The organism is Rhodococcus sp. C1 (assembly GCF_020809065.1).
Classification (GTDB): Bacteria; Actinomycetota; Actinomycetes; order Mycobacteriales; family Mycobacteriaceae; genus Rhodococcus_F; species Rhodococcus_F qingshengii.
This window is the reverse complement of record NZ_CP078080.1, coordinates 1,486,679-1,509,205: the sequence shown is the minus strand read 5'-3', so window position 1 is coordinate 1,509,205 and position 22,527 is coordinate 1,486,679. Positions and strand designations below refer to the sequence as shown.

Annotated in this window: 26 protein-coding genes; 15 read left to right on the top strand and 11 right to left on the bottom strand. The window is 61.6% G+C overall.

Features of this window, described 5'->3' with window-relative positions; translation table 11 throughout:
- Window positions 1–69: 69 nt before the first annotated feature.
- On the bottom strand, window positions 70–1,122 hold the full coding sequence (locus KTR60_RS06935; RefSeq protein ID WP_007726742.1) for a Bug family tripartite tricarboxylate transporter substrate binding protein: 1,053 nt from the start codon (window positions 1,120–1,122) through the stop codon (window positions 70–72).
- 112 nt (window positions 1,123–1,234) lie between these two features.
- On the opposite strand from KTR60_RS06935, the gene KTR60_RS06930 reads away from it, so the two are divergent.
- Both KTR60_RS06930 and KTR60_RS06925 read left to right on the top strand, forming a co-directional pair.
- Entirely contained in the window at window positions 1,235–2,887 is a 1,653-nt protein-coding gene (locus KTR60_RS06930; protein WP_228401992.1) for a sensor histidine kinase, read from the top strand.
- Window positions 2,884–3,567, top strand: a complete 684-nt coding sequence (locus KTR60_RS06925) for a response regulator (protein WP_042452198.1) — start codon at window positions 2,884–2,886, stop codon at window positions 3,565–3,567. Before KTR60_RS06930 ends, KTR60_RS06925 begins: the two co-directional genes overlap by 4 nt.
- Before the next feature lie 24 nt (window positions 3,568–3,591).
- Here the strand turns inward: KTR60_RS06925 and KTR60_RS06920 are convergent, their stop codons facing one another.
- Complete coding sequence (locus KTR60_RS06920) at window positions 3,592–5,166, bottom strand: AMP-binding protein (RefSeq protein WP_039972740.1); 1,575 nt, start codon at window positions 5,164–5,166, stop codon at window positions 3,592–3,594.
- Window positions 5,167–5,388: 222 nt separating this feature from the next.
- On the opposite strand from KTR60_RS06920, the gene KTR60_RS06915 reads away from it, so the two are divergent.
- From KTR60_RS06915 to KTR60_RS06895, 5 genes are all read left to right on the top strand, one after another.
- On the top strand, window positions 5,389–5,934 hold the full coding sequence (locus KTR60_RS06915) for a hypothetical protein (RefSeq protein WP_007726737.1): 546 nt from the start codon (window positions 5,389–5,391) through the stop codon (window positions 5,932–5,934).
- A 126-nt stretch (window positions 5,935–6,060) separates the two neighbouring features.
- A complete protein-coding gene (locus tag KTR60_RS06910) occupies window positions 6,061–7,257 on the top strand; it encodes a Rieske 2Fe-2S domain-containing protein (RefSeq protein ID WP_003944428.1) in 1,197 nt (398 codons plus the stop codon).
- A gap of 51 nt (window positions 7,258–7,308) precedes the next feature.
- Window positions 7,309–8,490 (top strand): acyl-CoA dehydrogenase family protein, encoded by a 1,182-nt coding sequence (locus KTR60_RS06905; protein WP_003944352.1) that lies wholly within the window; start codon window positions 7,309–7,311, stop codon window positions 8,488–8,490.
- A 39-nt stretch (window positions 8,491–8,529) separates the two neighbouring features.
- Entirely contained in the window at window positions 8,530–9,441 is a 912-nt protein-coding gene (gene bphC / locus KTR60_RS06900; protein WP_228401991.1) for a biphenyl-2,3-diol 1,2-dioxygenase, read from the top strand.
- Between the two features lie 229 nt (window positions 9,442–9,670).
- Window positions 9,671–10,453 carry an IclR family transcriptional regulator gene (locus KTR60_RS06895; protein ID WP_007726735.1) on the top strand — a complete coding sequence of 261 codons (783 nt, stop codon included), beginning with the start codon at window positions 9,671–9,673 and terminating at the stop codon, window positions 10,451–10,453.
- Window position 10,454: 1 nt separating this feature from the next.
- Here KTR60_RS06895 and KTR60_RS06890 read toward each other — a convergent pair whose 3' ends face one another.
- Complete coding sequence (locus tag KTR60_RS06890; RefSeq protein ID WP_228401990.1) at window positions 10,455–11,156, bottom strand: PadR family transcriptional regulator; 702 nt, start codon at window positions 11,154–11,156, stop codon at window positions 10,455–10,457.
- A 240-nt stretch (window positions 11,157–11,396) separates the two neighbouring features.
- Here KTR60_RS06890 and KTR60_RS06885 point away from each other — a divergent pair, with 240 nt between their 5' ends.
- The 3 genes from KTR60_RS06885 to KTR60_RS06875 all read left to right on the top strand — a co-directional run bounded on the left by KTR60_RS06885 (window position 11,397) and on the right by KTR60_RS06875 (window position 12,641).
- The gene (locus KTR60_RS06885) at window positions 11,397–11,897 is read left to right on the top strand and encodes a flavin reductase family protein (protein WP_007726733.1); all 501 of its coding nucleotides are present in this window, start codon (window positions 11,397–11,399) and stop codon (window positions 11,895–11,897) included.
- Between the two features lie 112 nt (window positions 11,898–12,009).
- A complete protein-coding gene (locus KTR60_RS06880; protein ID WP_003944423.1) occupies window positions 12,010–12,396 on the top strand; it encodes a nuclear transport factor 2 family protein in 387 nt (128 codons plus the stop codon).
- Window positions 12,396–12,641 (top strand): hypothetical protein, encoded by a 246-nt coding sequence (locus KTR60_RS06875; RefSeq protein WP_007726731.1) that lies wholly within the window; start codon window positions 12,396–12,398, stop codon window positions 12,639–12,641. Before KTR60_RS06880 ends, KTR60_RS06875 begins: the two co-directional genes overlap by 1 nt.
- Here the strand turns inward: KTR60_RS06875 and KTR60_RS06870 are convergent.
- Window positions 12,614–13,099 carry a flavodoxin family protein gene (locus KTR60_RS06870; RefSeq protein WP_007726729.1) on the bottom strand — a complete coding sequence of 162 codons (486 nt, stop codon included), beginning with the start codon at window positions 13,097–13,099 and terminating at the stop codon, window positions 12,614–12,616. The genes KTR60_RS06875 and KTR60_RS06870 overlap by 28 nt on opposite strands.
- On the bottom strand, window positions 13,096–13,296 hold the full coding sequence (locus KTR60_RS06865; protein WP_228401989.1) for a hypothetical protein: 201 nt from the start codon (window positions 13,294–13,296) through the stop codon (window positions 13,096–13,098). Before KTR60_RS06865 ends, KTR60_RS06870 begins: the two co-directional genes overlap by 4 nt.
- Before the next feature lie 92 nt (window positions 13,297–13,388).
- On the opposite strand from KTR60_RS06865, the gene KTR60_RS06860 reads away from it, so the two are divergent.
- Entirely contained in the window at window positions 13,389–13,823 is a 435-nt protein-coding gene (locus KTR60_RS06860) for a nucleotidyltransferase domain-containing protein (RefSeq protein ID WP_037131485.1), read from the top strand.
- Complete coding sequence (locus tag KTR60_RS06855) at window positions 13,820–14,497, top strand: AAA family ATPase (protein WP_042452206.1); 678 nt, start codon at window positions 13,820–13,822, stop codon at window positions 14,495–14,497. The genes KTR60_RS06860 and KTR60_RS06855 overlap by 4 nt, the downstream gene beginning before the upstream one ends.
- On the opposite strand, the gene KTR60_RS06850 is transcribed toward KTR60_RS06855, so the two are convergent.
- On the bottom strand, window positions 14,475–15,095 hold the full coding sequence (locus tag KTR60_RS06850) for a TetR/AcrR family transcriptional regulator (protein WP_042452208.1): 621 nt from the start codon (window positions 15,093–15,095) through the stop codon (window positions 14,475–14,477). The genes KTR60_RS06855 and KTR60_RS06850 overlap by 23 nt on opposite strands.
- 91 nt (window positions 15,096–15,186) lie before the next feature.
- Here KTR60_RS06850 and KTR60_RS06845 point away from each other — a divergent pair, with 91 nt between their 5' ends.
- Window positions 15,187–16,557, top strand: coding sequence for a cytochrome P450 (locus KTR60_RS06845; RefSeq protein WP_080726744.1), 1,371 nt, complete (start codon window positions 15,187–15,189; stop codon window positions 16,555–16,557).
- 72 nt (window positions 16,558–16,629) lie between these two features.
- Complete coding sequence (locus KTR60_RS06840) at window positions 16,630–16,872, top strand: hypothetical protein (RefSeq protein ID WP_042452212.1); 243 nt, start codon at window positions 16,630–16,632, stop codon at window positions 16,870–16,872.
- A gap of 57 nt (window positions 16,873–16,929) precedes the next feature.
- Here KTR60_RS06840 and KTR60_RS06835 read toward each other — a convergent pair whose 3' ends face one another.
- Both KTR60_RS06835 and KTR60_RS06830 read right to left on the bottom strand, forming a co-directional pair.
- Complete coding sequence (locus KTR60_RS06835; RefSeq protein WP_007726720.1) at window positions 16,930–18,201, bottom strand: DICT sensory domain-containing protein; 1,272 nt, start codon at window positions 18,199–18,201, stop codon at window positions 16,930–16,932.
- A 236-nt stretch (window positions 18,202–18,437) separates the two neighbouring features.
- On the bottom strand, window positions 18,438–18,749 hold the full coding sequence (locus tag KTR60_RS06830; RefSeq protein WP_228401988.1) for an STAS domain-containing protein: 312 nt from the start codon (window positions 18,747–18,749) through the stop codon (window positions 18,438–18,440).
- A gap of 423 nt (window positions 18,750–19,172) precedes the next feature.
- Here KTR60_RS06830 and KTR60_RS06825 point away from each other — a divergent pair, with 423 nt between their 5' ends.
- A complete protein-coding gene (locus KTR60_RS06825) occupies window positions 19,173–20,606 on the top strand; it encodes an FAD-dependent oxidoreductase (RefSeq protein WP_054187130.1) in 1,434 nt (477 codons plus the stop codon).
- Between the two features lie 21 nt (window positions 20,607–20,627).
- Here the strand turns inward: KTR60_RS06825 and KTR60_RS06820 are convergent, their stop codons facing one another.
- The 3 genes from KTR60_RS06820 to KTR60_RS06810 all read right to left on the bottom strand — a co-directional run bounded on the left by KTR60_RS06820 (window position 20,628) and on the right by KTR60_RS06810 (window position 22,523).
- On the bottom strand, window positions 20,628–21,278 hold the full coding sequence (locus tag KTR60_RS06820) for a hypothetical protein (protein WP_003944437.1): 651 nt from the start codon (window positions 21,276–21,278) through the stop codon (window positions 20,628–20,630).
- Window positions 21,275–21,577: a hypothetical protein gene (locus KTR60_RS06815; protein ID WP_007726715.1), complete on the bottom strand. Its 303-nt coding sequence runs from the start codon at window positions 21,575–21,577 to the stop codon at window positions 21,275–21,277. Before KTR60_RS06815 ends, KTR60_RS06820 begins: the two co-directional genes overlap by 4 nt.
- Before the next feature lie 115 nt (window positions 21,578–21,692).
- Window positions 21,693–22,523: a mycofactocin-coupled SDR family oxidoreductase gene (locus KTR60_RS06810; RefSeq protein WP_228401987.1), complete on the bottom strand. Its 831-nt coding sequence runs from the start codon at window positions 22,521–22,523 to the stop codon at window positions 21,693–21,695.
- Window positions 22,524–22,527: the final 4 nt, after the last annotated feature.

Genomic DNA, 22,527 nt, shown 5'->3' with positions numbered 1-22,527 from the left:
GCCGAGAAAAACGGCACGGCAAATCGAGCCGGTGACCTTCGTGGAGGTGAAACGAAACTTCGGTAGTGCTCAGTTGATGCCGGGCGGATCGAGTGTTGCGTCGACGAACCGGGATTGATCGGTGAGGAATGCGGAGAACTCGGGTTCGGTGAGAACTGCACTGTTCCAACCGTTTCGGCGAGACAGCTCGTTCCAGCGCGGACTTGCCGCCAGATCCCGCACCAAATTCTGCAAGTGCTGACGCTGATCGTCCGTCAGGCCCGGCGGCGCCATGAGGCCGCGCCAATTGGTGAACGTGACGTCGACGCCAGACTCCGCCATCGTGGGCGCATCCACCGCCGGGGTACGGGCCGGCGAGCTGACCGCAAGGACCCGAACCGTGCCTGCCGCAATCTGATCGAGGTACTCACCGATACCGGTGGCGGCTACGTCGACCTGCCTCGTGAGCAGTGCGGGAAGCAGTTCGCCGCCGCCGTCGTAGATGCGGTACGGGGAGCGCGACGGATCGACGCCGACCGCCCGTGCGAACAGAAGGCGGAACAACCCGTCCGGTCCACCTTCACTCGAACCACCGCCGATCGAGATCGACGACGGATCCGCCACCCAGGCCTGCGTCAGATCGGCGAGAGTTTTGTACGGTGAATCTGCTGGAACCAGTAGCGCTTCCGGTTCTTCGACGAGTCTCGCAATCGGTGTCACGTCGGCAAGTGTGTGCTCGGACGGCAGTATCTCGAGCGAACCGAGAACTCCGAGCCCCATGACCATGAGTAGGTCGGGATTCCCGCTTTCGAGAGCCAACCGGTTGAGTCCGACGATGCCGCCCGATCCGGGCAGCACAACGACGTCAGCGTCGACGGTCCCTTCGTCGGCCAGTGCTTGCACCATGGTCCGGGCGGTCAGGTCGTAACCACCACCGGCCACCGAGGGCACCAGTACGCGCAGTTCTTCGGAACTCTCACCCGCTCGGCCACCGGCGACGAAGGACTCGACCGGAGTGCATCCGGTCGAGAGCACGAGAGTCATCGCGCAGGCACCGAGCAGGGCGATATGCCTGCTCAGCCGCTTCGATGTGCTCATGGCTTCGTCCTTGTCTGCCGGTACCGATGTGTGAACAGGTTTCATACTGACGCACTTTGTGACTGGGGTCACCATTGGGAAAGCAAATTGATTTGTGCTCATTGTGCTCACGAACGGCCGCTTTCCCGGCATCGAACTGAAGGCTAGGGTCTGGCTGGTGTCCTCAGGAAACGAGCAGGCGGAGCGAGAGAGCAAGTCGTCTCTGTTTGCCCGGCTGTTTCGCCGCCGGCACACTCTGGCGACACAACTTCTCGAACTGCAACTTCTGATCGTCGTTGCAGTTCTCGTGTGCGTCACCGCCCTCTCCCTCGCGCAGTCGTCCGCGAGTTTCCAACGCGAGGAGGGACGTCGCGCACTCTCGGCAGCGGAATCGCTCGCAGCCAATCCGGCAGTACGCGAGCTACTCCCCCAGGCGCAGACCCGTCTCCGCTCCGGACTACAAGGTTCGGTCGACTCGGTACGCGCCATCTCGGGCGTCACCTACGTCTCGCTTGCCGACGCCGACGGCAGTGTCGTCATTTCGACGCGTCCCGGTGATGTCGGCATCGACGCACGTCAGACGGAGGATCGGTCGTGGACGGGTTTGGTCGACACGCCCTCCGGCAAGGCCGTGGAGGCGCACGTTCCGATTCTCGGCAGCGAAGGAGCGATTACCGGAACCGCGATCGTCGGCATCGAGTACCCCTCGATCTGGACACGGCTGCTGCAGTCTGCACCGAATCTCCTGGTATACCTCGCGGTGGCATCCCTTCTCGGCGGCGTCGGGTCGATCCTGTTGGCCCGCAGGGTAAAACGGCAAACCCTCGGCATGGAAGCCGGCGAGATCCTGGACCTGGTTCGCCAACGTGAAGCAATGCTGCGCGGTCTCAAGGAAGGCGTCATCGCATTCGACGCGCAGGGAAAGGTGGTGCTGATGAGCGACAGTGCCCACCAACTCCTCGACATCCCACGCGGCAGCGCCGGTAGATCGGTGCGGGACCTCGGTCTCGACGACCGCCTCCAGAGTGTACTGACCTCCGGCACAACCGAATCCGATCAGTTGGTTCTTGTCGGCGATCGCCTGCTCGTCCTCAACACCGTCTTGATCGAATCGAAAGGCCGCACCATCGGGTCGGTCACCACTTTCCGCGACCGCACCGAATTGCGCTCCGTGGAAGAAGAACTCGACGTGACCAAAACCAGCACCGACGCACTACGCGCCCACATCCACGAGTTCGACAATCAACTGCACACCATCTCCGGCCTCATCCAGCTCGGCGAATACGACGAGGTGGTCGGCTACGTCGAGGGTCTGACCATGGAGCGCGCGCAGGTCAGCGCGACCGTGACCGAGAAGATCGCCGACGTCGGCACCGCCGCACTCGTGATCGCCAAGATAGGTGCTGCTGCACAGGGGTTGGTCACGGTCGAGCTGGCGGCGGACACACATCTGGAGACGGTGGACCGCAGACTCGGACGAGATCTCGTGACAGTGGTCGGAAACCTCGTCGACAATGCCGTCGACGCCGTCGGTGAGATGCCGGAAGCCGCGCGCCGCAAGGTTCGGTTGTCGATTCGGGGCCGTGGCACCGCGGTCGAAGTGCGGGTCGAGGACGCCGGCCCCGGTATCGCGCCGGAGAATCGCGACAGGGTGTTCGGCCAGGGTTGGAGCACCAAGGGACAATCGAGTGACGGACACGGTTTCGGTTTGGCGCTGGTGCGCCTGACGTGCCGCAGGCGGGGCGGCGACGTCACCGTGAGCACTCGTTCGGCAGAGGACATCGAGTGGACTGTCTTCAGCGCAGTCCTACACGACGGAGAGGGCGCATGATCCGGGTACTGGTGGTCGACGACGACTTCATGGTGGCGAAGGTGCACAGCGGATTCGTCTCGCGGATAGACGGTTTCGAAGTGTGCGGCGTTGCCCATTCGGCCGAGACCGCACTGGCCGCAGTCGGTGAGTTGCAACCCGACCTGGTTCTTCTCGACGTCCACCTGCCCGGCACCACCGGACTCGATCTGATCGCCCCGTTTCGCGAGCTGGCACCGGAGCTGGATGTTCTTGTCATCACTAGTGAGCGTGAGGCCGGCTCGGTCAAGAAAGCGCTGCGCAGCGGCGTCGTGCATTACCTGATGAAGCCCTTCACGTTCGAGGTTCTCCGTGAGCGTCTCGAGCGTTACCGATCGACATATGCGAATCTCGACAGCTCCGGCGAAGCAGAACAGACAGCAGTGGACGAGGCCTTCGGTGTGGCAGGTGGCGCGCCCGGGGCGTCGTCCCACAAAGGTTTGCCCAAAGGACTCAGTCCTGAGACCCTTCAGCTGGTCGAGGCAGCACTACGAGACGAAACCGAACCCGCCTCGGCCACAGATATTTCCGAGAGGGTCGGCATCTCACGCGCGAGCGCGAGGCGCTACCTCGAATACCTCTACGAAACCGGGCGGTCCACCACTTCGCTGAAATACGGAGTGGTGGGCCGCCCGGAACGTCGTTACGTCTGGAAACGCTGACCCTTCGCTACACGACGCTGGTTCCTAGACCGCGCGGGCGCTGGTCTCCCAGTACCGCGCGCGCAGCGCCTTCTTGTCCAGCTTGCCCAGCGGTGTCAGCGGGAGTGATTCCACGAAGTCGATGCTCTTGGGAGCGTGAACCGAACCCTTGGCTGCCTTCACCTTGTCGACCAGTTCCTCGGTGTCGACGGTCAGTCCGGCACGAAGTACGACACAGGCCTTGACGGCTTCGCCCCACTTGTCGTCCGGCACACCGACTACCGCCACCGACGCGACGGACGGATGCGCCGAGATCACGTCTTCGATTTCGCGGGGGAACACGTTGAAACCACCGGTCACAATCATGTCCTTCTTGCGATCGACGATGGACATGAACCCGTCCTTGTCCTTGCGCGCGATGTCGCCGGTGTGCAGCCAACCACCCCGGAACGCCTCGGCGGTTTCGGCCGGCTTCTTCCAGTAGCCCTTCATGATCAGCGGGCCACGGACGCAGATCTCACCGAGTTCTCCCTGCGGCACCTCGTTGAGGTCGTCGTCGAGCAACCGGACGTCGAGCCACGGCACCGGACGCCCACACGTGGCGAGGCGGGCCGGATCGTCGGCGAGGTGTTCTTCCTTGCGCAGCACCGAGATAGTCATGCCGCACTCTGTCTGACCGTAGAACTGGAAGAAGATCTGACCGAACTTCTTGATGCCCTCCTGCAGTCTGGCGGGAGACATCGCGGACGCTCCGTAAAACAGCGTCTGCAAACTCGAGACGTCCCGCTTGGGCAGATCGGGGTGGTCCATGAGCATGTAGATCATGGTGGGCACCAACATGGTTGCCGTGATCTTGTGCTTCTCGATCGCTTCGAGCACAGCACCTGGCTCGAAGGCAGGCAGGACGATCAACGCACCGCCGCGCAGCAAGGTCGGGATGAAGAACGCTGCACCTGCGTGTGAGAGTGGCGTGCAGATGAGGAAGCGGTTGTCCTCGGGCCACTGCCACTCCGACATCTGGATCTGATTGAGCGCAGCACCCGAACGGAAGGATCCGACAACACCTTTGGGCTTGCCGGTCGTTCCACCGGTGTAAACCATGCTGCTGGCGTCTTCGGCGTCGACGTGCGCTGCCTTCAGCGGCGCGGGCTCGAACGTGGCAGCCAGCGCGAGGATGTCGATTCCCACCTCGGACGGCCCCATCGAGAGCACGTTGGTCAACGAGGGTGACGACGCCTTCAACTCGGCGGCACGCTCTTCGAAGGCATTGGGATCGAAGATCAGCGTCTCGATCTCGGCGTCGTCGACGATGTACTTGTGGTCGTCGAGCGATCCCATCGGGTTCAAGGCGCTCGCCCGGCAGCCGGTGATCATGGTCGCGCCCATACTGATCAGAACCTCGGGGCGATTCTTCGACAGCATCGCGGTGCTGGTGCCCTGAGTGATTCCCAAAGACGCGAGCGCCTGGGCGAAGCAGCTGATCTGATCGCGCATCTGACCGCCGGTGAGGATCACGTCGCCGAGGTACAGCGCGGGCTTGTCGTGATTGCGTTCCAGAGCGGTGATGAGCAGGTCCGGACCGTATACCGGTCGGTGCAGGTCAGCGAACTCGTCTGTCATCTGGTCTTCCTTCTGCTCGGCGCGTGCAGTCATCGAGATGTGCTCCCGGTCACGGATACGATATCCAGAATTGCACAAAACTGGAACAGGTTCCACCTCTTCGATCGAATCCGAGAATGCTCCCGATCAGCGGGAAGCCCGTCGTCACCCGCGAGAGCGGTGGTTAGCGTCGATGTACCCACCGAGACGACAGCGTCTCGGTCGCGTCCAACGGAGAGTGTCATGACTACCAACCTCGGTACCGCCCACTTCACGGCAACTGCTCCGCGTACTGCCACCACGCTCCTCTCCGATTTCGACTCGTTGTACGGCACCGTGCGCTCGGCACCCGACGGGGCCGTCGTCGAGCAGGACGTCGTGTTCTTCGGACGCCCCGATCCCGGCGCACTGCTCACCGGATCCGTGAGGGCGTTGAGTTCGACACTCGAGCGGATCACCGAATACCACGACCAGACCGGACATCTGGTGGCCGAGGTCTTCGTCCGGGAAGTCCCGACAGCGGGCACCGGAACCGATTCCGTTGCCGCCCTTGCTGATTTCGCTGCTCGTCGTTACGGCTCGGCGTCACTACGACGCTTCCGCGGACGTTCCACCGCGACTTCCACGGGAGCAGATCTGCACTGCTCCGTGACAGTGCTCGCGACGTACGAGAAGGACCACGAGAGCGTGGCCGACGTAGCTCTGGTCGCTACCGATCCCGCTGGGGTCGTCACTGCCCGGGCCTGGGCGACTTACGCGATCGACGATGTGGCGACACTCGCGAGCTGAATCTCTGCAGGTCACCGAGTAGGCGTTCCATCCAGCGGGAACTGCCGTATCTCCAGCGGACGCTTCGTCGTTGTATGAGACGGATCACATCACTGGAGCGTCGCAAGACGCGGCTCGGAGGAAGACATGGCACTCGGAACCGGCCCACTCACCACTACGGACACCCCGACGCAGACGGGCGCCGGCGAGGAAATTCGAGAAATCGAAGCGGCAGCGCCTCCCGCACGGTTCGCACGTGGATGGCACTGCCTCGGACTGAGCAATACCTATCGCGACGGTCAGCCCCACCAGATCGAGGCATTCGGCACCAGCCTTGTCGTCTTCGCCGACAGCAAGGGCGACATCAAGATTCTCGACGCATACTGCCGCCACATGGGTGGCAACCTTGCTCACGGAACCGTCAAGGGCGATTCGATCGCCTGCCCGTTCCACGACTGGCGTTGGGGCGGTAACGGAAAATGTACGGCGATCCCCTACGCACGACGCGTTCCGCCGCTGGCCAAGACGCGGGCATGGATCACTCTCGAGAAGAACGGTCAGCTGTTCGTCTGGCACGATCCCCAGGGAAATCCCCCGCCCGCCGAGGTCACGATCCCCGACATCGAGGGCTTCGGAAGCGATGAGTGGAGCGACTGGAGCTGGAACACGCTCACCATCGAAGGCTCTCATTGCCGCGAGATCGTCGACAACGTCGTGGACATGGCCCACTTCTTCTACGTTCACTACTCGTTCCCCAAGTACTTCAAGAACATCTTCGAAGGTCATGTCGCGAGCCAGTACATGGAATCGGTGGGACGTGAGGACGTCATCAGCGGCACCAACTACGGCGATCCCAACGCTGTGCTCCGTTCGGATGCTTCATATTTCGGACCGTCGTACATGATCGACTGGATCAAGAGCGAAGCCAACGGGCAGATCATCGAGACCGTCCTGATCAACTGCCACTACCCGATCTCGAACAATGCGTTCGTCCTGCAGTACGGCGCGATGGTCAAGAAGCTACCCGGTATGGACGACGAGTCCACTGCCGCGATGGCCGCGCAGTTCACCGAGGGCGTCGAGATGGGATTCCTTCAGGACGTGGAGATCTGGAAGAACAAAGCTCCGATCGACAACCCACTGCTCTCCGAGGAGGACGGCCCGGTTTACCAGTTGCGTCGCTGGTACAACCAGTTCTACACCGACGTCGAGAATGTCACGGAAGACATGACGAAGCGCTTCGAATTCGAGATCGACACCACCCGCGCAGTGGAGAGCTGGAAGCGGGAAGTCGCCGAAAACGTTGCCGCACGCGACGCCCAGGCACTCGAGACAACCTCCTGATCCGCAGTCGAAAACACTGCTGAGACAACCAGACTGGATGCAAGGAACAACATGACGTACGAAGTGCTCGAACAGATCAACGCGATGGCCGACGACATCTTCGCCGAAGGCATCGAGGCCGAGCGGATCGGCCGGGTGGCCGACGACACCGCCAAGAAGATGAAGGCAATCGGTTCCATCCGCATGCTGCAGCCCAAGGAGCATGGCGGCATGGAGGCGCATCCGCGCGAATTCGCCGAAACCGTCATGCGCATGGCTTCACTGAACCCGTCGGCCGGCTGGGTCCACGGGATCGTCGGAGTTCACCCGTGGCAACTCGCGTTCGCGGATCCCAAGGTGCAGCAGGAGATCTGGGGATCCGATCCCGACACCTGGATGGCATCGCCGTACATGCCCGGCGGAATGTGCATCCCCACCGACGGCGGCTACAAGTTCTCCGGTCGCTGGCAGTTCTCCTCCGGTACCGACCATTGCGACTGGGCATTCCTCGGCGCGATGGCGTGCGACAAGGACGGCAACATGGAGATGCCGCCGCGCATGCTCCATGTGATCATTCCGCGCACCGACTACGAGATCATCGAAGACTCGTGGGATGTCATGGGACTTCGCGGCACCGGCTCCAAGGATCTCGTAGTCAAGGATGCGTATGTCCCCGATTACCGTGTCATGGACTGCGACGAGGTCATCGACGGCACGGCAGTGCGCAAGTACGGGCGCACCGAGACGCTGTACCTCATGCCGTGGTCGAACATTTTCCCCCTCGGAATCACCGCCGCCACGATCGGCATCTGCGAGGGAATGCTCTTCCACGCCAACGAGTACCAAGCCGATCGCATCAACGCGCAGGGCACGGCGATCAAGGACGACCCGTACACCTTGTTCGCCATCGGTCAGGCAACCGCCGACATCCGGGCTGCGCGCGACACCCTGCTTGCCAACGTCGACCGCATGTGGGATCGAGTGGACGCTGGCAAGGAAGTGACCTTCGAGCAGCGCGCGGAGGGACGTCAGACTCAGGTACAGGCCGCCTGGCGCGCCGTCAACGCAATCGATCAGGTCTACCCACGCTGCGGTGGCAACGCATTGCGGATGGACAAGCCGCTTCAGCGATTCTGGCGCGATGCTCATGCTGGACAGCATCACGCAATTCACGTGCCGAGCACCGTTTTCCACGCCGCATCACTGAGCCGTCTCGGCGCAGACCCGCAGGGTCCGCTGCGGGCGATGATCTGATCAGACTTCGACACAAGAAATCGACAGGAAAAAGACACGATGACACGCACCGACATCAAGGGACTTGGCTACGTCAAGATCTCGACCAACGACATGGCACGTTGGCACACTTTCGCTTTCGACGTTCTCGGCTTCGCCAAGGGCAGTGGGCCGGACGAGAACGCGCTCTACCTACGACTCGACGAGCGTGCTGCTCGCATCGTCGTCGTCGAGGGTGAGCGCGACGAGATCGTCAACATCGGTTGGGAGGTCGCCGACCACGCCGCACTGCGCCGCGTTCAAGAAGCACTCGAAAAGAACGGCACCGAGGTCGAGCAGCTTTCGCTCGCCGAAGCAGATGCTCGACGGGTCGAAGAGGTCATCGCCTTCACCGATCCCGGCGGAGCAGCCATCGAGGTCTTCCACGGAGCGATCCTCGACCACAGCCCCGTGGTGACGCCCTTCGGCGCTCGATTCGTCACCGGCTCACAGGGTCTCGGCCACGTCGTACTCCCCGTCATGGACAGTGCTGCGAGCTTCGACTTCTACACCGAGGTGCTCGGCTTCTACCCGCGCGGCGCCTTCCGCCTGCCGGCCCCGCCTGAATTCGGGCCGCTGCGAATCCGTTTCATGGGCGTCAACGAGCGTCACCACAGCTTGGCCCTGTGCCCGGCACCGCACGGCGGCGCACCCGGCCTGATTCACATCATGGTCGAGGTGGACACCCTCGACGCCGTCGGCCAGGCACTCGACCGCGTGATGAAGGACGGATTCTCCGTGTCGTCGACCCTGGGTCGTCACACCAACGACAAGATGATCTCCTTCTACGTCCGCGCACCCGGCGGCTGGGACATCGAGTTCGGCACCGAGGGCGCGAGGGTGGATCAGGACTCGTACTCCTCCGAGGAGATCACCGCTGACAGCTACTGGGGCCACGACTGGTCCGGAAGCGAACCACTGGCAGCTATGTAGTACCGCCGGTGGCGATCAATACCTGCCGGTGGCGATGTAATACCTGCCAGTAGTTAAACGACGAGGGGGTTTGCGCGAGCATTCGCGCAAACCCCCTCGTCGTTTCCACCGCGACGCGCCCGAAAACAGACCGGTGATCCACTTCACAAATCCGTAACTCTATGACACTATTTCTAATTGAAATAGCCAGTTCACTGGTTGTGGAGCTCTAAGAGAAGTGAGGTACACGATGACACTGCAGGCTGTGGATGCTTTAGGCGCCGATTCGGCCCCGACAGCAATTCTCGATCGCGTCTCGCTGGTTCTCGACGCCTTCGACGGTCCCGGCAGGTTGACGCTCGCTCAAGTCGTTCGGAGCACGGGCCTTCCCCGCTCGTCTGCCCACCGCATGCTCGAACGTCTTGTCTCGATGCGTTGGCTGCGTCGCGACGGCCGTGACTACGAACTCGGTATGCGCCTCGTCGAACTGGGATCGCTCGCGGTTCATCAGGACCGCCTCCACGCTGCAGCCATGCCCCTTCTCCATGAGCTCTACCGAGTCACCGGATTTGTGGTTCACCTCGGCATCCTCGACGGGCCCGATGTGGTCTACATGGAGAAGATCGGCGGACGCCTCGCCGCCGCAGTGCCGACGCGTGTCGGTGGTCGACGCCGCGCCGAGACCACTGCGATCGGTCAGGCACTGCTCGCGTTCGGTTCGCCGAAGTCCTCGGGCTACGCACTGCCCCACCTCGCCAGAATCCGCGAGTCCGGGGTTGCCTTCGAATCCGGAAACGGCCTACCGGGATTCAGCTGTCTTGCGGCACCGATCGGCCCCATCGGCCGCGCCGTCGCCGCGGTATCCATCTGCGCGCCGTCGAAGGCCCTCCGCCTCGACCACGTCAGCGCAGCGCCGGTCCGTATGGCGGCCGCTGCCATTTGGCGAGGCATCGACGGCGGATCGCTGAGCGTCACTCCGACTTTGCAACGTCGTCATCTGCTGCGCAACATGCCGACCGCAGCCGGGGCCTGACTCAGATACTCGAACCGTTGCCGGTGAGCCCGGCTTGCTCGAGCGCCAACACGTACTCCTCGACGTTCTTCCATTTGCCAGGCGTCGAGGGCAACGGTGATCCCAGTCGGTCGTGCTCGGCGACGTTCGCGAACTCGGCGGTCGCACGATCGATGTCGTCGAGCAGTTCGCGAGCAAGTTCGATCTCGGCTCGGAAGTACCGTTCCGACCATCGCAACGTCATGACCGGGAACGACCAGGCCGGCTCGTTCTCGGCATGATCTGCGTGGAGTTTCGCGCGTCGAATCTGCTCTTCGACATTGGCGATGTGGGCTTCCACCAGCGCCTTCAGTCGCTCGGGCTCGTTGAGGTGTCCCATCCACAGACGCAACATCACGCCGTGCTTGAGCACCGGAACTTCCACCGGTGCCTCCCGTGACCACGTCCGGACGGCGTCGGTTCCTGACCGAGTAATGGAGTAAAGGCGCTTGCCTCGCACCCCTGGTTCGGAGACGACCCGGGACTCCACGAACCCGATGCTTTCGAGCTTCTTCAGTTCTGCGTACACCTGGCTGATGGACGGGCTCCAATAGAAGAAGCCGACACTCCAGTCAGCCCACTTCTTCAAATCGTTTCCGGTCAGCTCCTCCCCGAACGTCAGCATCCCGAGCACTGCCCAGCTGGTAGCGGGAAGTCCTCGGGACACGTCATCAGGTTCGGACATGCCCGAAGTCTAACAATCACTGGTCATTTGCTGGTTTCGTAGAATCCGAACGGACCGCTGAGCGGGATCAAATTTGCTCGAAACCCCACCACCTGCCAATCGGTCGGTCCTGACCCGTGCCGAGAAGCCATTGCTGCCATTGAGTGGGACTGCCGCTGGATTACGGCCGCGGCGCCACACATCGTTGCTTCTGAAGCTGTTTGCAGAGTTTTGAACAAAAGATTTGAACAAGGAGACGACATGACCGTGGAAAACGCCGAGCCGCCAGTTCTGGACGGACGCACACTTCGCAACGTGATGAGCAATTTCTGCACCGGCGTCACCGTCATCACCGCTCACGACGGAAATTCACCCCTCGGTTTCACTTGCCAGTCCCTGGTCTCGGTATCGCTTGATCCCCCGTTGCTCTCGTTCTGCCCGGCGAAGACGTCGACAAGTTGGCCGAAGCTTCGCGAAACGGGAACTCTCTGCATCAATGTTCTCGCCCACGATCAGCAGGACATGTGTTCGGCGTTCGCTCGCGGCGGGACGGACAAGTTCCTCGGCGTCGAGTGGGATGCCGCCGGCAACGGTGCTCCGGCGCTGAGCGGCGCGCTCGCCCGCATCGAAGCAACGGTCGAGCAGGAGCACGACGCCGGTGATCACACCATCGTCGTCGCACGCATCACCGATCTGAACGTGCTGCGCCACGACGGTCCGCTTCTGTTCTACCGCGGCGGGTTCGGACGCTTCGACGCCTGAGTGCTCAGGCTGTCCCGCTGCGTGGGAGATGCCGGCGCCGAATCGAGCCCGCACCGATAGCGTCCGAAGTAGTTGTCAGACCCTGAACTTCTCGACTGATCGGACTAACTCGATGACCACTCTCGAACCAGACACCACGGCCGCGATCACGGCGACGGTTACCACCTACCTCGACGCCGTGGCTCGCGGATCGTCAGCGGACATCGCCGCCCTCTACGCCGAGAACGCGACGCTCGAAGACCCGGTCGGCAGCGAACCCCGCGTCGGCAAGGCCGCGATCACCGAGTTCTACGGCGCTCTCGAGGGCGGTTCGCAAGAGACGGAACTGCTTACCTTGCGGGTGAGCGGATCCAGCGCGGCCTTCCACTTCCGCGTCGTCACACCGGTGGGCGATCAGGTGTACGAGGTCGAACCGATCGACGTCATGACTTTCGACGAGGACGCCAAGATCACGAGCATGCGCGCCTTCTGGTCACCGGCCGATCTGATTGCACGCTGATGCGTCAGGTCAGTTGCCGCAACTGCGGAAACCGTGTCCTCGTCGAGAAGTACAGCGAAGCGCACACCAGCGTCCAATGGCTCGAAGAGTCGCAGGAAGTGTGCCCGGAGTTGGGTCGCGCGAACAGCCGTGCCAACGCTCAGCGGACGTGTGGCGCTCTGCGCCAGACGATCAACGACCTTGCCGACGCCGGTGAGCTGGAGATGAGCCTGCGCAGCTACCCGGTGCCGGGCAAGCTGTCCTGAACGCTTCCGCGTAGCATTTCGGCGAACATGCGCGCCGATTCCAAGTCGTCGGCGTTCGGCCGCCCCTTCCGGATACCGCCGAAAGGCTTGAACGGGAGATAGGTATCCCACGCACGGGACGAGAAGGCTGCGACCACATCGAAGCCCTTCTGTTCGAGCAACTGAACCAGTGGACGCGAGAAGCGATGAATCCCCTTGTCAGGAAATCCACTGGTGGCGAAGACAAAAGCCTTGGATCGCCGTTCTTCGGGGAGTGCCTCGACGAACGAGCGTAAATCTGCGTGGTACGAGCGTAGGTAGATGCCGGAGCCGAACCCCACCAGGTCGTAGTCGGCGAGCTGCGCGGCGTCGATGTCACCGGGCTCGACCACGCGAGCATCGAGAACTTCTCCGATGACGTCGGCGATCAGCTTCGTATTGCCATGGGAGACAGAGGTACACACGATGATCGTCTTCATTGACTTCTTTCTTTCGTGGCAGCGTCTCCGGTGCTCTCTTCATTTGCGCGTACGTAGATCCAAGTGATGAATCCACCGCACATTGCAAGGATCACGGCGACAATCGAATACGTGTCGAGGGGAAATCCAGTCCAGATCAAGCCTGCAACAAGGACCATCGCACCAACAGCCAGACCCGCCGATACTTCCTTGGACATACGCATCCCTCCCATGGCTTGTCACCGACAGTTCCAGGATAGAGGTCCCGGCGAAGCTACGGACAATGGTGGAGATGGGGAATGATGCCGGTATGTCAGCACGATTGAAGGGGCGAAGACGTGCGGTGAACGCGCTGCTCGTCGACGTCGAACGATGGGCCGCTGAGCACGATGACGTCAAAGCTGTAGCGCTGGTCGGATCCTACGCGCGCGGCGCGGAGCGTATGGCGAGTGATCTTGATCTGATGATCCTGGCCGACGACGCGAACGCACTCGCAAATGAAGACTGGTTCGACCGGCTCCGCCCCGACGCGCGATTCATCAGAGCCGCCAACTGGGGGCCAGTCCGAGAACGACGCTTCCGCCTACGGTCCGGTCTTCTCGTCGAACTGAATTTCGCGAGCGAGAGCTGGGCCGACCTTCCGCTCGACGCGGGCACTCGACGCGTCCTCGAAGACGGCCACCGAATCCTGTACGACACCGGGCCTCTTCGCGTCGCTACGAGCGCGGGAAGAACTGCTCGATGAGCACCAAGACGGTCTTCGAGACCTTGGCCGCCGAAATAAACGCGCTGCGCGGCTCTCCCGTCGTCGCGATCGACGGCGTCGACGGGAGCGGCAAGACGACATTCACGAAAAGTCTTGCAGCACAGCTGAATGAACGCCCCGCCATTGTGATTCACGTCGACGACTTCCTCAATCCGCCGGAGATTCGCCATCGCAGAGGTCGGCTGTCACCGGAAGGCTTCTGGCTCGACAGCTACGACTACGACGCCCTCGAGCGTCATGTTCTCGCCCCTCTGAGACCGGGAGGTAACCGCGAGTACCGACCACGACGGGACAGCGACGCGTACTTGCATGCAGCCGACGGAGCCGTAGTCCTCGTCGAGGGACTCTTTCTGCATCGGGACGAATTTGCTTCCCGATGGGACTATTCGATCTTTCTCGACGTGCCCTTCGAGATCACCGCCGAGCGAATGAACCTTCGCGACGGAACGAACGCGGATCCGGAACACCCGTCGATGAACCGTTATGTCGGCGGCCAACGTCTGTACTTCGCGGCTGCAGAGCCCTGGACCCGCGCGGACAGTGTCATCGACAATTCAGACCCGAAACTGCCTCGAATCACGACACATGCCGCCCACTGGAGTTGGCAGTCCGCATCGCCGGCCCCGCGTTTCATCGGTGCGCTGTGGATGTGAATTGGAAGGTTGCGGCATCCACGATCTCAGCGGGCGTGATGTCGATTTCGCCGTTGAGCCAGGCCGTCACCAATTCGGCCAGGCCGCCCACGAACAGTAATCCGTTGATCTCACCCTGATGGGGAGGCCAAGCTCGATCGCCGTACAAGAGCGCAGCCTCGTCGGCCACCATCTGCGCGAACCCACGCAGCGCTCCCCGCCGGTGAGTGCGCAGCGGCTCGTAAGCCACCGACTCGACCATCGCGACACGCCCTTTTCGAGGATCGTCCGTCAGGATGTTGACGAACGAAGCAATGGCGCTCCGCACGCGCTCCTCCCGTGTCCCCTCGGTCGTTCGGAGTGCAGCCATTCCGGCCACGCGCACCTCGTCGACGATTCCGTCGAAAACCTGCTGGAGGAGTTCGTCCCTGCTGGTGAAACTCTCGTAGAAATATCGCTCTGTCAGCTTGGCATGCGCACAGATGGCGGTCATGGTGGCACCCTGCCTGCCCGCGGCCGCAAACACGTCCAGTCCTGCTGCGAGCAAGCTTTCACGCCGAAGCGCGGCCCGCTGCTCACCACTCAGACCGGCATATCGACGGGGCGTGGGAGAAGCCATGAGTCGATCTTGACAGACGACGCGACTGTGACGCAGACTACCCCCATCTGACAGGCGCCACTGTCAGATGCAAACGGAAGGCAGGTACGTGATGTCGAAAATCCTGGCCGCTCCACCCATCCGGTCGCAGTTGCGTCCCATCTCAGGCAATTCGGGACTACCCGGAATAGGGCAAACTTTCGAATACATCCGCGACCCTCTCGCTCTGATGCAAAAACGCTGGGATCGTTACGGCGAGGTCTCGTGGTTCTCGATGGCCGGTAGACGGTGGGTCGCAGCCCTCGGACCCGACGCATGCCAAGAAGTTCTCCAGAACAAAGACCGCGCTTTTGTCAACAGCGACGGTTGGTCAGTGCTCATCGGCCCCTTCTTTCACGGGGGTCTGATGCTTCTCGACTCCGAAGAGCACCTACGACAACGACGCATCATGCAACAAGCCTTCACGAGATCGCGTCTCGAAAAGACCGTGGACGTGCTGAATCCCGCGATCGCCTCCGCGCTCGACGCCTGGACTCCGTCCGATGGGTTCCGCGCCTACACCGCCCTCAAAGCTCTCACACTCAACCTGGCGACCGACATCTTCATGGGCGGCGCGGAAGGGACCACTGAAAGCGAAATCGACTCTGTGAAAAAAGCTTTCGTCGATTGCGTGCAAGCTGCAACCTCGGTGATCCGTTATCGAGTTCCCGGCACCAGATGGAAGCGCGGCCTCGACGGGCGCCGAACCCTCGAAAACTTCTTCCGCCGCTACCTACCTGCGCGCCGTTCACGCGAAACCGACGACCTGTTTTCCGTTCTCTGTCACATCGAATCAGACACCGGACAGCGCTTCAGCGACGGCGAGGTGATCGATCACATGATCTTCCTGCTGATGGCCGCACATGACACCTCCACCATCACCATCTCGACAATGATGCAATATCTCGGCCAGAATCCGCAGTGGCAGAACAGATGTCGGGCGGAATCACTCGCACTGAGTACGTCGACGCCGAGCTATGCCGAACTCGACCAACTCGCCGGCTTGGACCTGGTGATGAAAGAATGCCTCCGACTCGTCGCTCCCGTGCCGGTCATGGCTCGCCGAGCGGTGTGTGACACCCAGATACAGGACCACTTCGTACCCGCTGGGACCTACGTGTCAGTGGTGCCACATTTCACTCACCACATGCCGCAGTACTGGCCCGACCCCGAACATTTCGATCCCGAACGTTTCGCGGACCACCGACGTGAAGACAAGGTGCACCGGTATGCCTGGGAACCGTTCGGTGGAGGCGTGCACAAATGCCTCGGCATGCACTTCGCCGGCGTCGAAATCAAAGCGATCATGCACCACCTGCTCACACGCTTCGATTGGCAGGTCGCGCCCGGCTACACCGCCCCTCTCAACTACATGTCCTTGCCGTTCCCCTCCGACGGACAGCCGATCGATCTGAAACCACTCACGACTTCTCATGACCGGTAGCGACCGAACAGACGTCAGGATCAACTCGCACATGACTACCGGCACAGACGCTTTCGAAATCCAGAGGAAAACATGAGCACTCGGCCTGCCCGAAACCGGCATGCACGCGCTGCTCCGAAACCAGAGGTCGTCGCAGCGGCGGAGTTCCTACTCGCAGAATCCGACGCCCATGTCTTCCGTCGCCGCTATCTCGAACTGCTCACCCACACCACAGCGCCGGATGGCGCAACCGTCACGGACTACACGGTCGCCGAAAGGTATCTACTCAACTCTGCAGCAAAGAGACGTGCTGCGCGGCGCCCGGCCACTCCTTAGCCACGATCGCCGGTCGGGCAGCGCTCGCGGCGAACGTCGAGAACATCGGTACGGGGTTCACGAATTCGTCTTGGGGTAACGACGAAGAATAGAGTGCGCTGCCTGGGTGACGGTGGTGCGATCGTAGGTTTGCACGAAGTCGAAGGTCCGCTCGAGATCTGGACCGTTGTCATGAAGATCTCGCGCCGACAGCATCGCCGCATGGTGTGGTCCCAGAGTGACGACCGTCCACTCGTTGACGAGATCATCACCCGGGTCGAGCGGTGCGTGTTGAACTTTACCGTCGAGCATCACGGACAGTCCGACACCGTAGACACCGGCAAACCCTACGGTATCGGCGAGGTGACGCCACCGTGCTGTTGTGGATGCGGTGAAATGCTCGGCTTGTTGAAAGGTGCCCAGAACAAGCATCGAGGAACCCGATGTGGCGGCTTGCGCTTCGAGAGACTTACTCAGTTGGATCAACAGACGCTTGGTACCGCGCCGGATCCGGCTGTGAGCAGACACGATCGAGTAGGGAGTGCCCACGTCGGGGATGGGATCACTCCACACCGGACTGTCGGGCATCGCGACGACCGGTTCGGACAACAGTGAACTCGGATCGTCGACTGCGGGATACAACTCACCCGTTCCGTATGTGGCTCCGATGGTGATTGCGGCAAGACGGGACGATTCCGAGTCGACACCCTCGGCAAGGATAATCGCGTTCGATCGCTCGACGTAGGCGCCGAGCGCGTGCACCGTCGTTCCGACTTCGAAATATGCCGCCTTGGAGAGTAATTCAGCGGAAGTGATAATGATGTCGGGTTCGACCAAAGACAGAAGTGTCGCCGAGTGCCTGTCGATGCCGACGCCGTCGAGTGCAATCAGACGCCCGCCCGCGCGGGCTTCTCTGATCACTGCCAGAGAGTTGTGGGGATCGGTAAGCACCGATGCGCTGTCAACCGTGATGACGATCCGTTGCAGATTTCTCGTCACTCCTTCGATACCAGGAGCGTTCAGAGCTGCTCGGGAAGCCGAGTCGACTGCCACCAGCAACGGCAGGCGATCCGCGACGGTGCATGCGAGTGCAGTACGGGACATGGCCAGTTTGTGACTGTCGAATTCCGAGCGTTGCTGCATCAATTGCGAGGCGCGACGGAGGGCATGCGCCGAACACAGAGAGGAATTGTCAGGCCCACGCAATTGCAACTCGGCGCCTGCAAGTGCGTGGTCGTCGAGGCGGCGTATCGGTGCGAACTGCATGCTTACTTCCAGACCAATCACATCGGAGAACTGGGTGATCGGAGAATTCGACGATGTCGAACCGTTGCTGGTGTCATACGCCATGGTGTGGCTCTTCACTACGAGTCGGGACCACCAAGCGTTCATGCGGCCGGACGCGTCGATGGCAGCGCCGGCTGCTCGACACCGAACGAGACTACCGCAAATCTCGGCGCAACCCGGTGACGACAACCTGATCCCGCGCCGCAAAGTGCACATCGACACGCAGATCAGACCAGATACCAAGTCAACGCGTATCGAGCACTGCTCACTTCACATCGTTCGTGGGAGTTGTTTCCGGCTCAAGCACCGAGAGCATCGGCGGTCGACGTGGCAACGCCCGCAATGAGTTCGGAGGCGCCGAGAGCCTGAAAGATCATGGAGACCGCTCGCGTCGGGGCAAACAAGCGAATGCGGTTGTTGCCACGCCCCGCAGCATCGACAACGGCATTCGCCACTCCGGACGACATGAAGGTCACGCCGGAGAGATCGACGTGAATATCGGTTCCGACCAGGAGAAGTCGGTCGAGCGCGTGCACCAATTCCACCCGCTGACCCATGTCCAATTCTCCGGCAAGTCTCAGTACCGCATACGAAGGGGTGTAGCTTTCCACGTCGATACTGTACCGATGCCCTTCTCGGCCGGCGCTGTCAAAGAGATCGAGAACATTTGCAGCTGAAGAACGTTCGTTGATCGTAGTCATGAAAGCCTCTTGTCTGGACTCGGCGTGCCCCACCGCCCGAATCAGCGATGAATCACTGTGCGTCGGATAACCAACCGTGTCGGTCACTGCGTTCCAGACGAACTCTGCCACCGGCAGGTTTCGCCGACACAACCACATCTATAACGCTAGGGTCTCGAAAACGTCACAGCGCGATATCGCACTTTTGGCGCCACCCCCGACGCACTGAACCGCTACCTCGCCTGGCCCCCGACGTGCCTGCGGGGCGACGTCTCTGCGGCGCCGACCACTGGCTTTCTCGCTCATCGGGAAGGTGGGTTCGCCGCACCACCATTCCGCAATACCTTCTGTGACATGGATAACATTGTCGACGTACTCGTCATCGGATCGGGCGCTGCCGGATCGGCCGCAGCGCTCCAAGCGCACGCCGACGGCGCATCGGTCGTGATTCTGGAAAAGAGCGGACCTGATTCCGCGGGCGGCAACACTCGACTGTCCGGCAGTGGATGGTTCGTCAACCAGGACCCCGCTGCCGCCCGAACCTTCCTGCGTTCGTTGAACGGGGAGTTCCCCGTTGCCGAGGACGTCATCGATGCCTGGGCCGAGAACACTCACGGACTGTCCGACTGGATCCGCAGTCTGGGTGCAACTGTAGCGATGACCGGCGATTTCCATTCCGCGGCAGAGTTCGCCGAACTTGACGGAAGTTCTTGTTACGCAGGGATGGACACCGTCGAAGGGAAGATGGGCAATGAACTTCTCTACCGGTTCCTCGTCTCCGCTCTCGCTGAACGCGGCGTCACAACACTATTCGACACCGAAGCCACCGGACTGCTGACGGATGAATCCGGAGCGGTGACCGGAGTCGAGATCCGTTCGGGTGAAAAGACTTCGCAGATCCAGGCACGCCGGGGCGTCATCCTTGCCACCGGAGGATTCGAAGCAAATCCGACGATGGTGCGCGACTACTTGCGTCTGGAGAATCCGAAGATCTGGGGCTCACCATCGGCAACCGGCGACGGTCACCGCATGGCACAGGCCGTGGGCGCCGATCTGTGGCACATGAACAACATGATGACCATTACGGGAATTCCCGGCGACCTCGAAAATCCGACTGGATTCTTCCTCGCACTGTGGAACGCGCACAACTATGTGTTCCTCAGCCGGGAAGGTAGACGCTTCACCGACGAGTCAGCCGAAATGCGGCATGGTCATGTGTTCAGAGAGGGTTCTTACCAACACTTTCCGGTGCAACCGATGAACGTCGTCTTCGACGAGACGATGAGGTTGGCCGGACAGCTGAGCCCCGGCCGCGACGCACTGCCCGTCGGCCACAGGGTTCTCGACGAAGGGTACGAGTGGAGCTCGGACAATCAAGCCGAGATCGACAAGGGATGGATCCTAAAGGCGGACACGCTCGCCGAACTCGCCGAGAAACTCGGACTGGACCCAACAGTCGTGGAAACGAGCGTGCGACGCTACAACGAGGCGTGCGCGGACGGCATCGACCATTCGTTCGGCCGCAATCCCGAAACTTTGGCCCCGGTGGCTACCGCTCCGTTCTACGCCGTCTCCGGGTCGCCACTGCTCGGATGGAGTAGCGGTGGGCCGCGCCGCGACGGTCATTCCCGCGTACTCGATACTGCCCGCAATCCGATTCCTGGCCTCTACGCCGCGGGCGCGGTCAGTTCCACCTACAGCGCGGCGAAGGACGGCGGATTCCACATTGCCGACGCCTTCGCATTCGGCCGTGTCGCCGGGGCCCATGCCGCCGCGCGTAAAGCTTGATATCGCCGGCCTTTCGACTGACTAGCCACGCACGATTACGTGGCTGGTCAGTTGTGGTCGATCGTCACGCAGATGAATCCTCTGCGCCGGATGAAACCGGGATTCGTACCGGGACGCTATCGCCTCGGCCGTCCCGTAATAGCTCACATCGCGCGGACGTCCCTTCGCACGCCGCAAGGACTCGTCGAAGCTTGCTTCAACCCAGATTCGTAGGTCGAACTGATCTCGCATCAGTCCGCGAAAAAGCAGCACTCCCTCGACGATCACAATGGCGCGATCCGGGACTCGTGGCTTCGACACCACCGATTCGTCTGTCTCCGGATCAGTCGAGACGTAGGAAATTTCGGTAACTTCGGCCAACCGTAGCGGCACCATCACACGGCTACTCAGGTTCGAATAGTCGTACGCATCCTCGAGATACCCACGCACCGTGTCAGGATCTTTGTTCCGTACCGCTTTCGCAGTCGAGAACTCGTCCCCATGGATCATGATGAAGTCATGGCCCGACTTCGAGATACCGGCAGCCAACTCGTCCGCGATCGTCGATTTTCCGGAAGCCTCGATTCCCGAGATCCCGACAAAAGTGCGTCCGGCCCGATCTTCGTGGCAGCGCACGACGTGCTCGACTAGAGAACCCGAATCATCCGCGCCGAAGGTCTTCTGCCGATTCACACCCGAGCAGCCTTGACCTCGTCGAAGAACGCGATGACGGCTGCCTCGTTCTCCGGCGGAACAGTCAGCGATGCCCGTGGACCCGCTACCGCGATCGAGTCGTCGGCGAGCCTGTTCCCGATGGTGAGTTTCAGTCCCGACTTCGACGGTTTCGCCTTCACCGCAATGTGTTCGACATGCCAACGAGCCACTTCGCTCGTGCTCGCGGCGGTGCGGTCGAAGACCTCCACCGTGCGGTGGTCGAGGACCATCACGATGTTGGTCCCGACGGTGACTTCCAGATAGCGCCGTTCCGCCACGGTGTACGCCTTTCGGTTAGGTGAAACCGACGCTACACACCGTGGCGGAACTCAGCGTGTCAAAACCTCAGCTGTTCAAGATTTCAGCTGTTCAAGATTTCAGCTGTTCGAAACCTCAGCGGGACGAACTTCCTGCATCCACCGGCAGGGCGACCGACGTGATGTAGCGAGCCTCGTCGGAAGACAGGAACAGAGCAGCGTTCGCTACGTCCACCGGTTCGATCCACGGAATGGCGAGCATGTTCATCGTCATCGCTGCGGCAGCAAATTCTTCGCGCGTCGGGTTCTCGAGATCGGGGCGGAACTTGCCGCGCACCAACGGGTTTTGAATCATGAGGGTGTCGACGTTGGTGGGATGGACCGTATTGACGCGTACGTTGTGCGCAGCCAGTTCCTTTGCCAGCGAACGCATCAGACCAACGACTCCATGCTTGGCTGCGGTGTAGTGCGCGACTCCGACCAGCCCCCGAAGTCCGGCGATGGAGCTTGTGAGTGTCATCGATCCCCCGCCCCGCGCGATCAAGTGCGGAGCCGCGACGGTCGTGGTGTGCCACACGCCGGTCAGATTGACGTCCAGCATGGTCTGCCACATCGTTTCCGACATGGTCAGGGCCCCGTCGGAGGACGTGATACCAGCTGTAGCGCAGACGATGTCGAGACCACCGAGCGTTCCGACGGCCGAGTCCACGGCACTGCGTAGTGCCTCGAGATCCCGAACGTCCACTACCGCAGATTCGACCTTTCGCCCCAGCGCCCGGATCTGCGCCACTGTCTCATCGAGATCGGCCTCCGTCGCGGGCGGCGTGACTGTGGTTTCCACCGAAGTGCACACGTCGACCGCGATGATGTCCGCGCCCTCTTCGGCAAAACGCACGGCCTGAGCCCGCCCGATTCCTCGTGCCGCACCCGTGATCAGCGCGATCTTGCCTTCCAATCGAGAAGTCATCAAT

Coding starts and splice junctions, on each gene's coding strand:
- bphC (WP_228401991.1), top strand. CDS start 8,530: ATGACACGCACCGACATCAAGGGACTTGGCTACGTCAAGATCTCGACC.
- KTR60_RS06915 (WP_007726737.1), top strand. CDS start 5,389: ATGACTACCAACCTCGGTACCGCCCACTTCACGGCAACTGCTCCGCGT.
- KTR60_RS06870 (WP_007726729.1), bottom strand. CDS start 13,099: ATGAAGACGATCATCGTGTGTACCTCTGTCTCCCATGGCAATACGAAG.
- KTR60_RS06935 (WP_007726742.1), bottom strand. CDS start 1,122: ATGAAACCTGTTCACACATCGGTACCGGCAGACAAGGACGAAGCCATG.
- KTR60_RS06890 (WP_228401990.1), bottom strand. CDS start 11,156: ATGTCCGAACCTGATGACGTGTCCCGAGGACTTCCCGCTACCAGCTGG.
- KTR60_RS06910 (WP_003944428.1), top strand. CDS start 6,061: ATGGCACTCGGAACCGGCCCACTCACCACTACGGACACCCCGACGCAG.
- KTR60_RS06825 (WP_054187130.1), top strand. CDS start 19,173: ATGGATAACATTGTCGACGTACTCGTCATCGGATCGGGCGCTGCCGGA.
- KTR60_RS06925 (WP_042452198.1), top strand. CDS start 2,884: ATGATCCGGGTACTGGTGGTCGACGACGACTTCATGGTGGCGAAGGTG.
- KTR60_RS06895 (WP_007726735.1), top strand. CDS start 9,671: ATGACACTGCAGGCTGTGGATGCTTTAGGCGCCGATTCGGCCCCGACA.
- KTR60_RS06875 (WP_007726731.1), top strand. CDS start 12,396: ATGCGTCAGGTCAGTTGCCGCAACTGCGGAAACCGTGTCCTCGTCGAG.
- KTR60_RS06905 (WP_003944352.1), top strand. CDS start 7,309: ATGACGTACGAAGTGCTCGAACAGATCAACGCGATGGCCGACGACATC.
- KTR60_RS06920 (WP_039972740.1), bottom strand. CDS start 5,166: ATGACAGACGAGTTCGCTGACCTGCACCGACCGGTATACGGTCCGGAC.
- KTR60_RS06855 (WP_042452206.1), top strand. CDS start 13,820: ATGAGCACCAAGACGGTCTTCGAGACCTTGGCCGCCGAAATAAACGCG.
- KTR60_RS06840 (WP_042452212.1), top strand. CDS start 16,630: ATGAGCACTCGGCCTGCCCGAAACCGGCATGCACGCGCTGCTCCGAAA.
- KTR60_RS06860 (WP_037131485.1), top strand. CDS start 13,389: ATGTCAGCACGATTGAAGGGGCGAAGACGTGCGGTGAACGCGCTGCTC.
- KTR60_RS06845 (WP_080726744.1), top strand. CDS start 15,187: ATGTCGAAAATCCTGGCCGCTCCACCCATCCGGTCGCAGTTGCGTCCC.
- KTR60_RS06835 (WP_007726720.1), bottom strand. CDS start 18,201: ATGGCGTATGACACCAGCAACGGTTCGACATCGTCGAATTCTCCGATC.
- KTR60_RS06885 (WP_007726733.1), top strand. CDS start 11,397: ATGACCGTGGAAAACGCCGAGCCGCCAGTTCTGGACGGACGCACACTT.
- KTR60_RS06810 (WP_228401987.1), bottom strand. CDS start 22,523: ATGACTTCTCGATTGGAAGGCAAGATCGCGCTGATCACGGGTGCGGCA.
- KTR60_RS06865 (WP_228401989.1), bottom strand. CDS start 13,296: ATGTCCAAGGAAGTATCGGCGGGTCTGGCTGTTGGTGCGATGGTCCTT.
- KTR60_RS06850 (WP_042452208.1), bottom strand. CDS start 15,095: ATGGCTTCTCCCACGCCCCGTCGATATGCCGGTCTGAGTGGTGAGCAG.
- KTR60_RS06880 (WP_003944423.1), top strand. CDS start 12,010: ATGACCACTCTCGAACCAGACACCACGGCCGCGATCACGGCGACGGTT.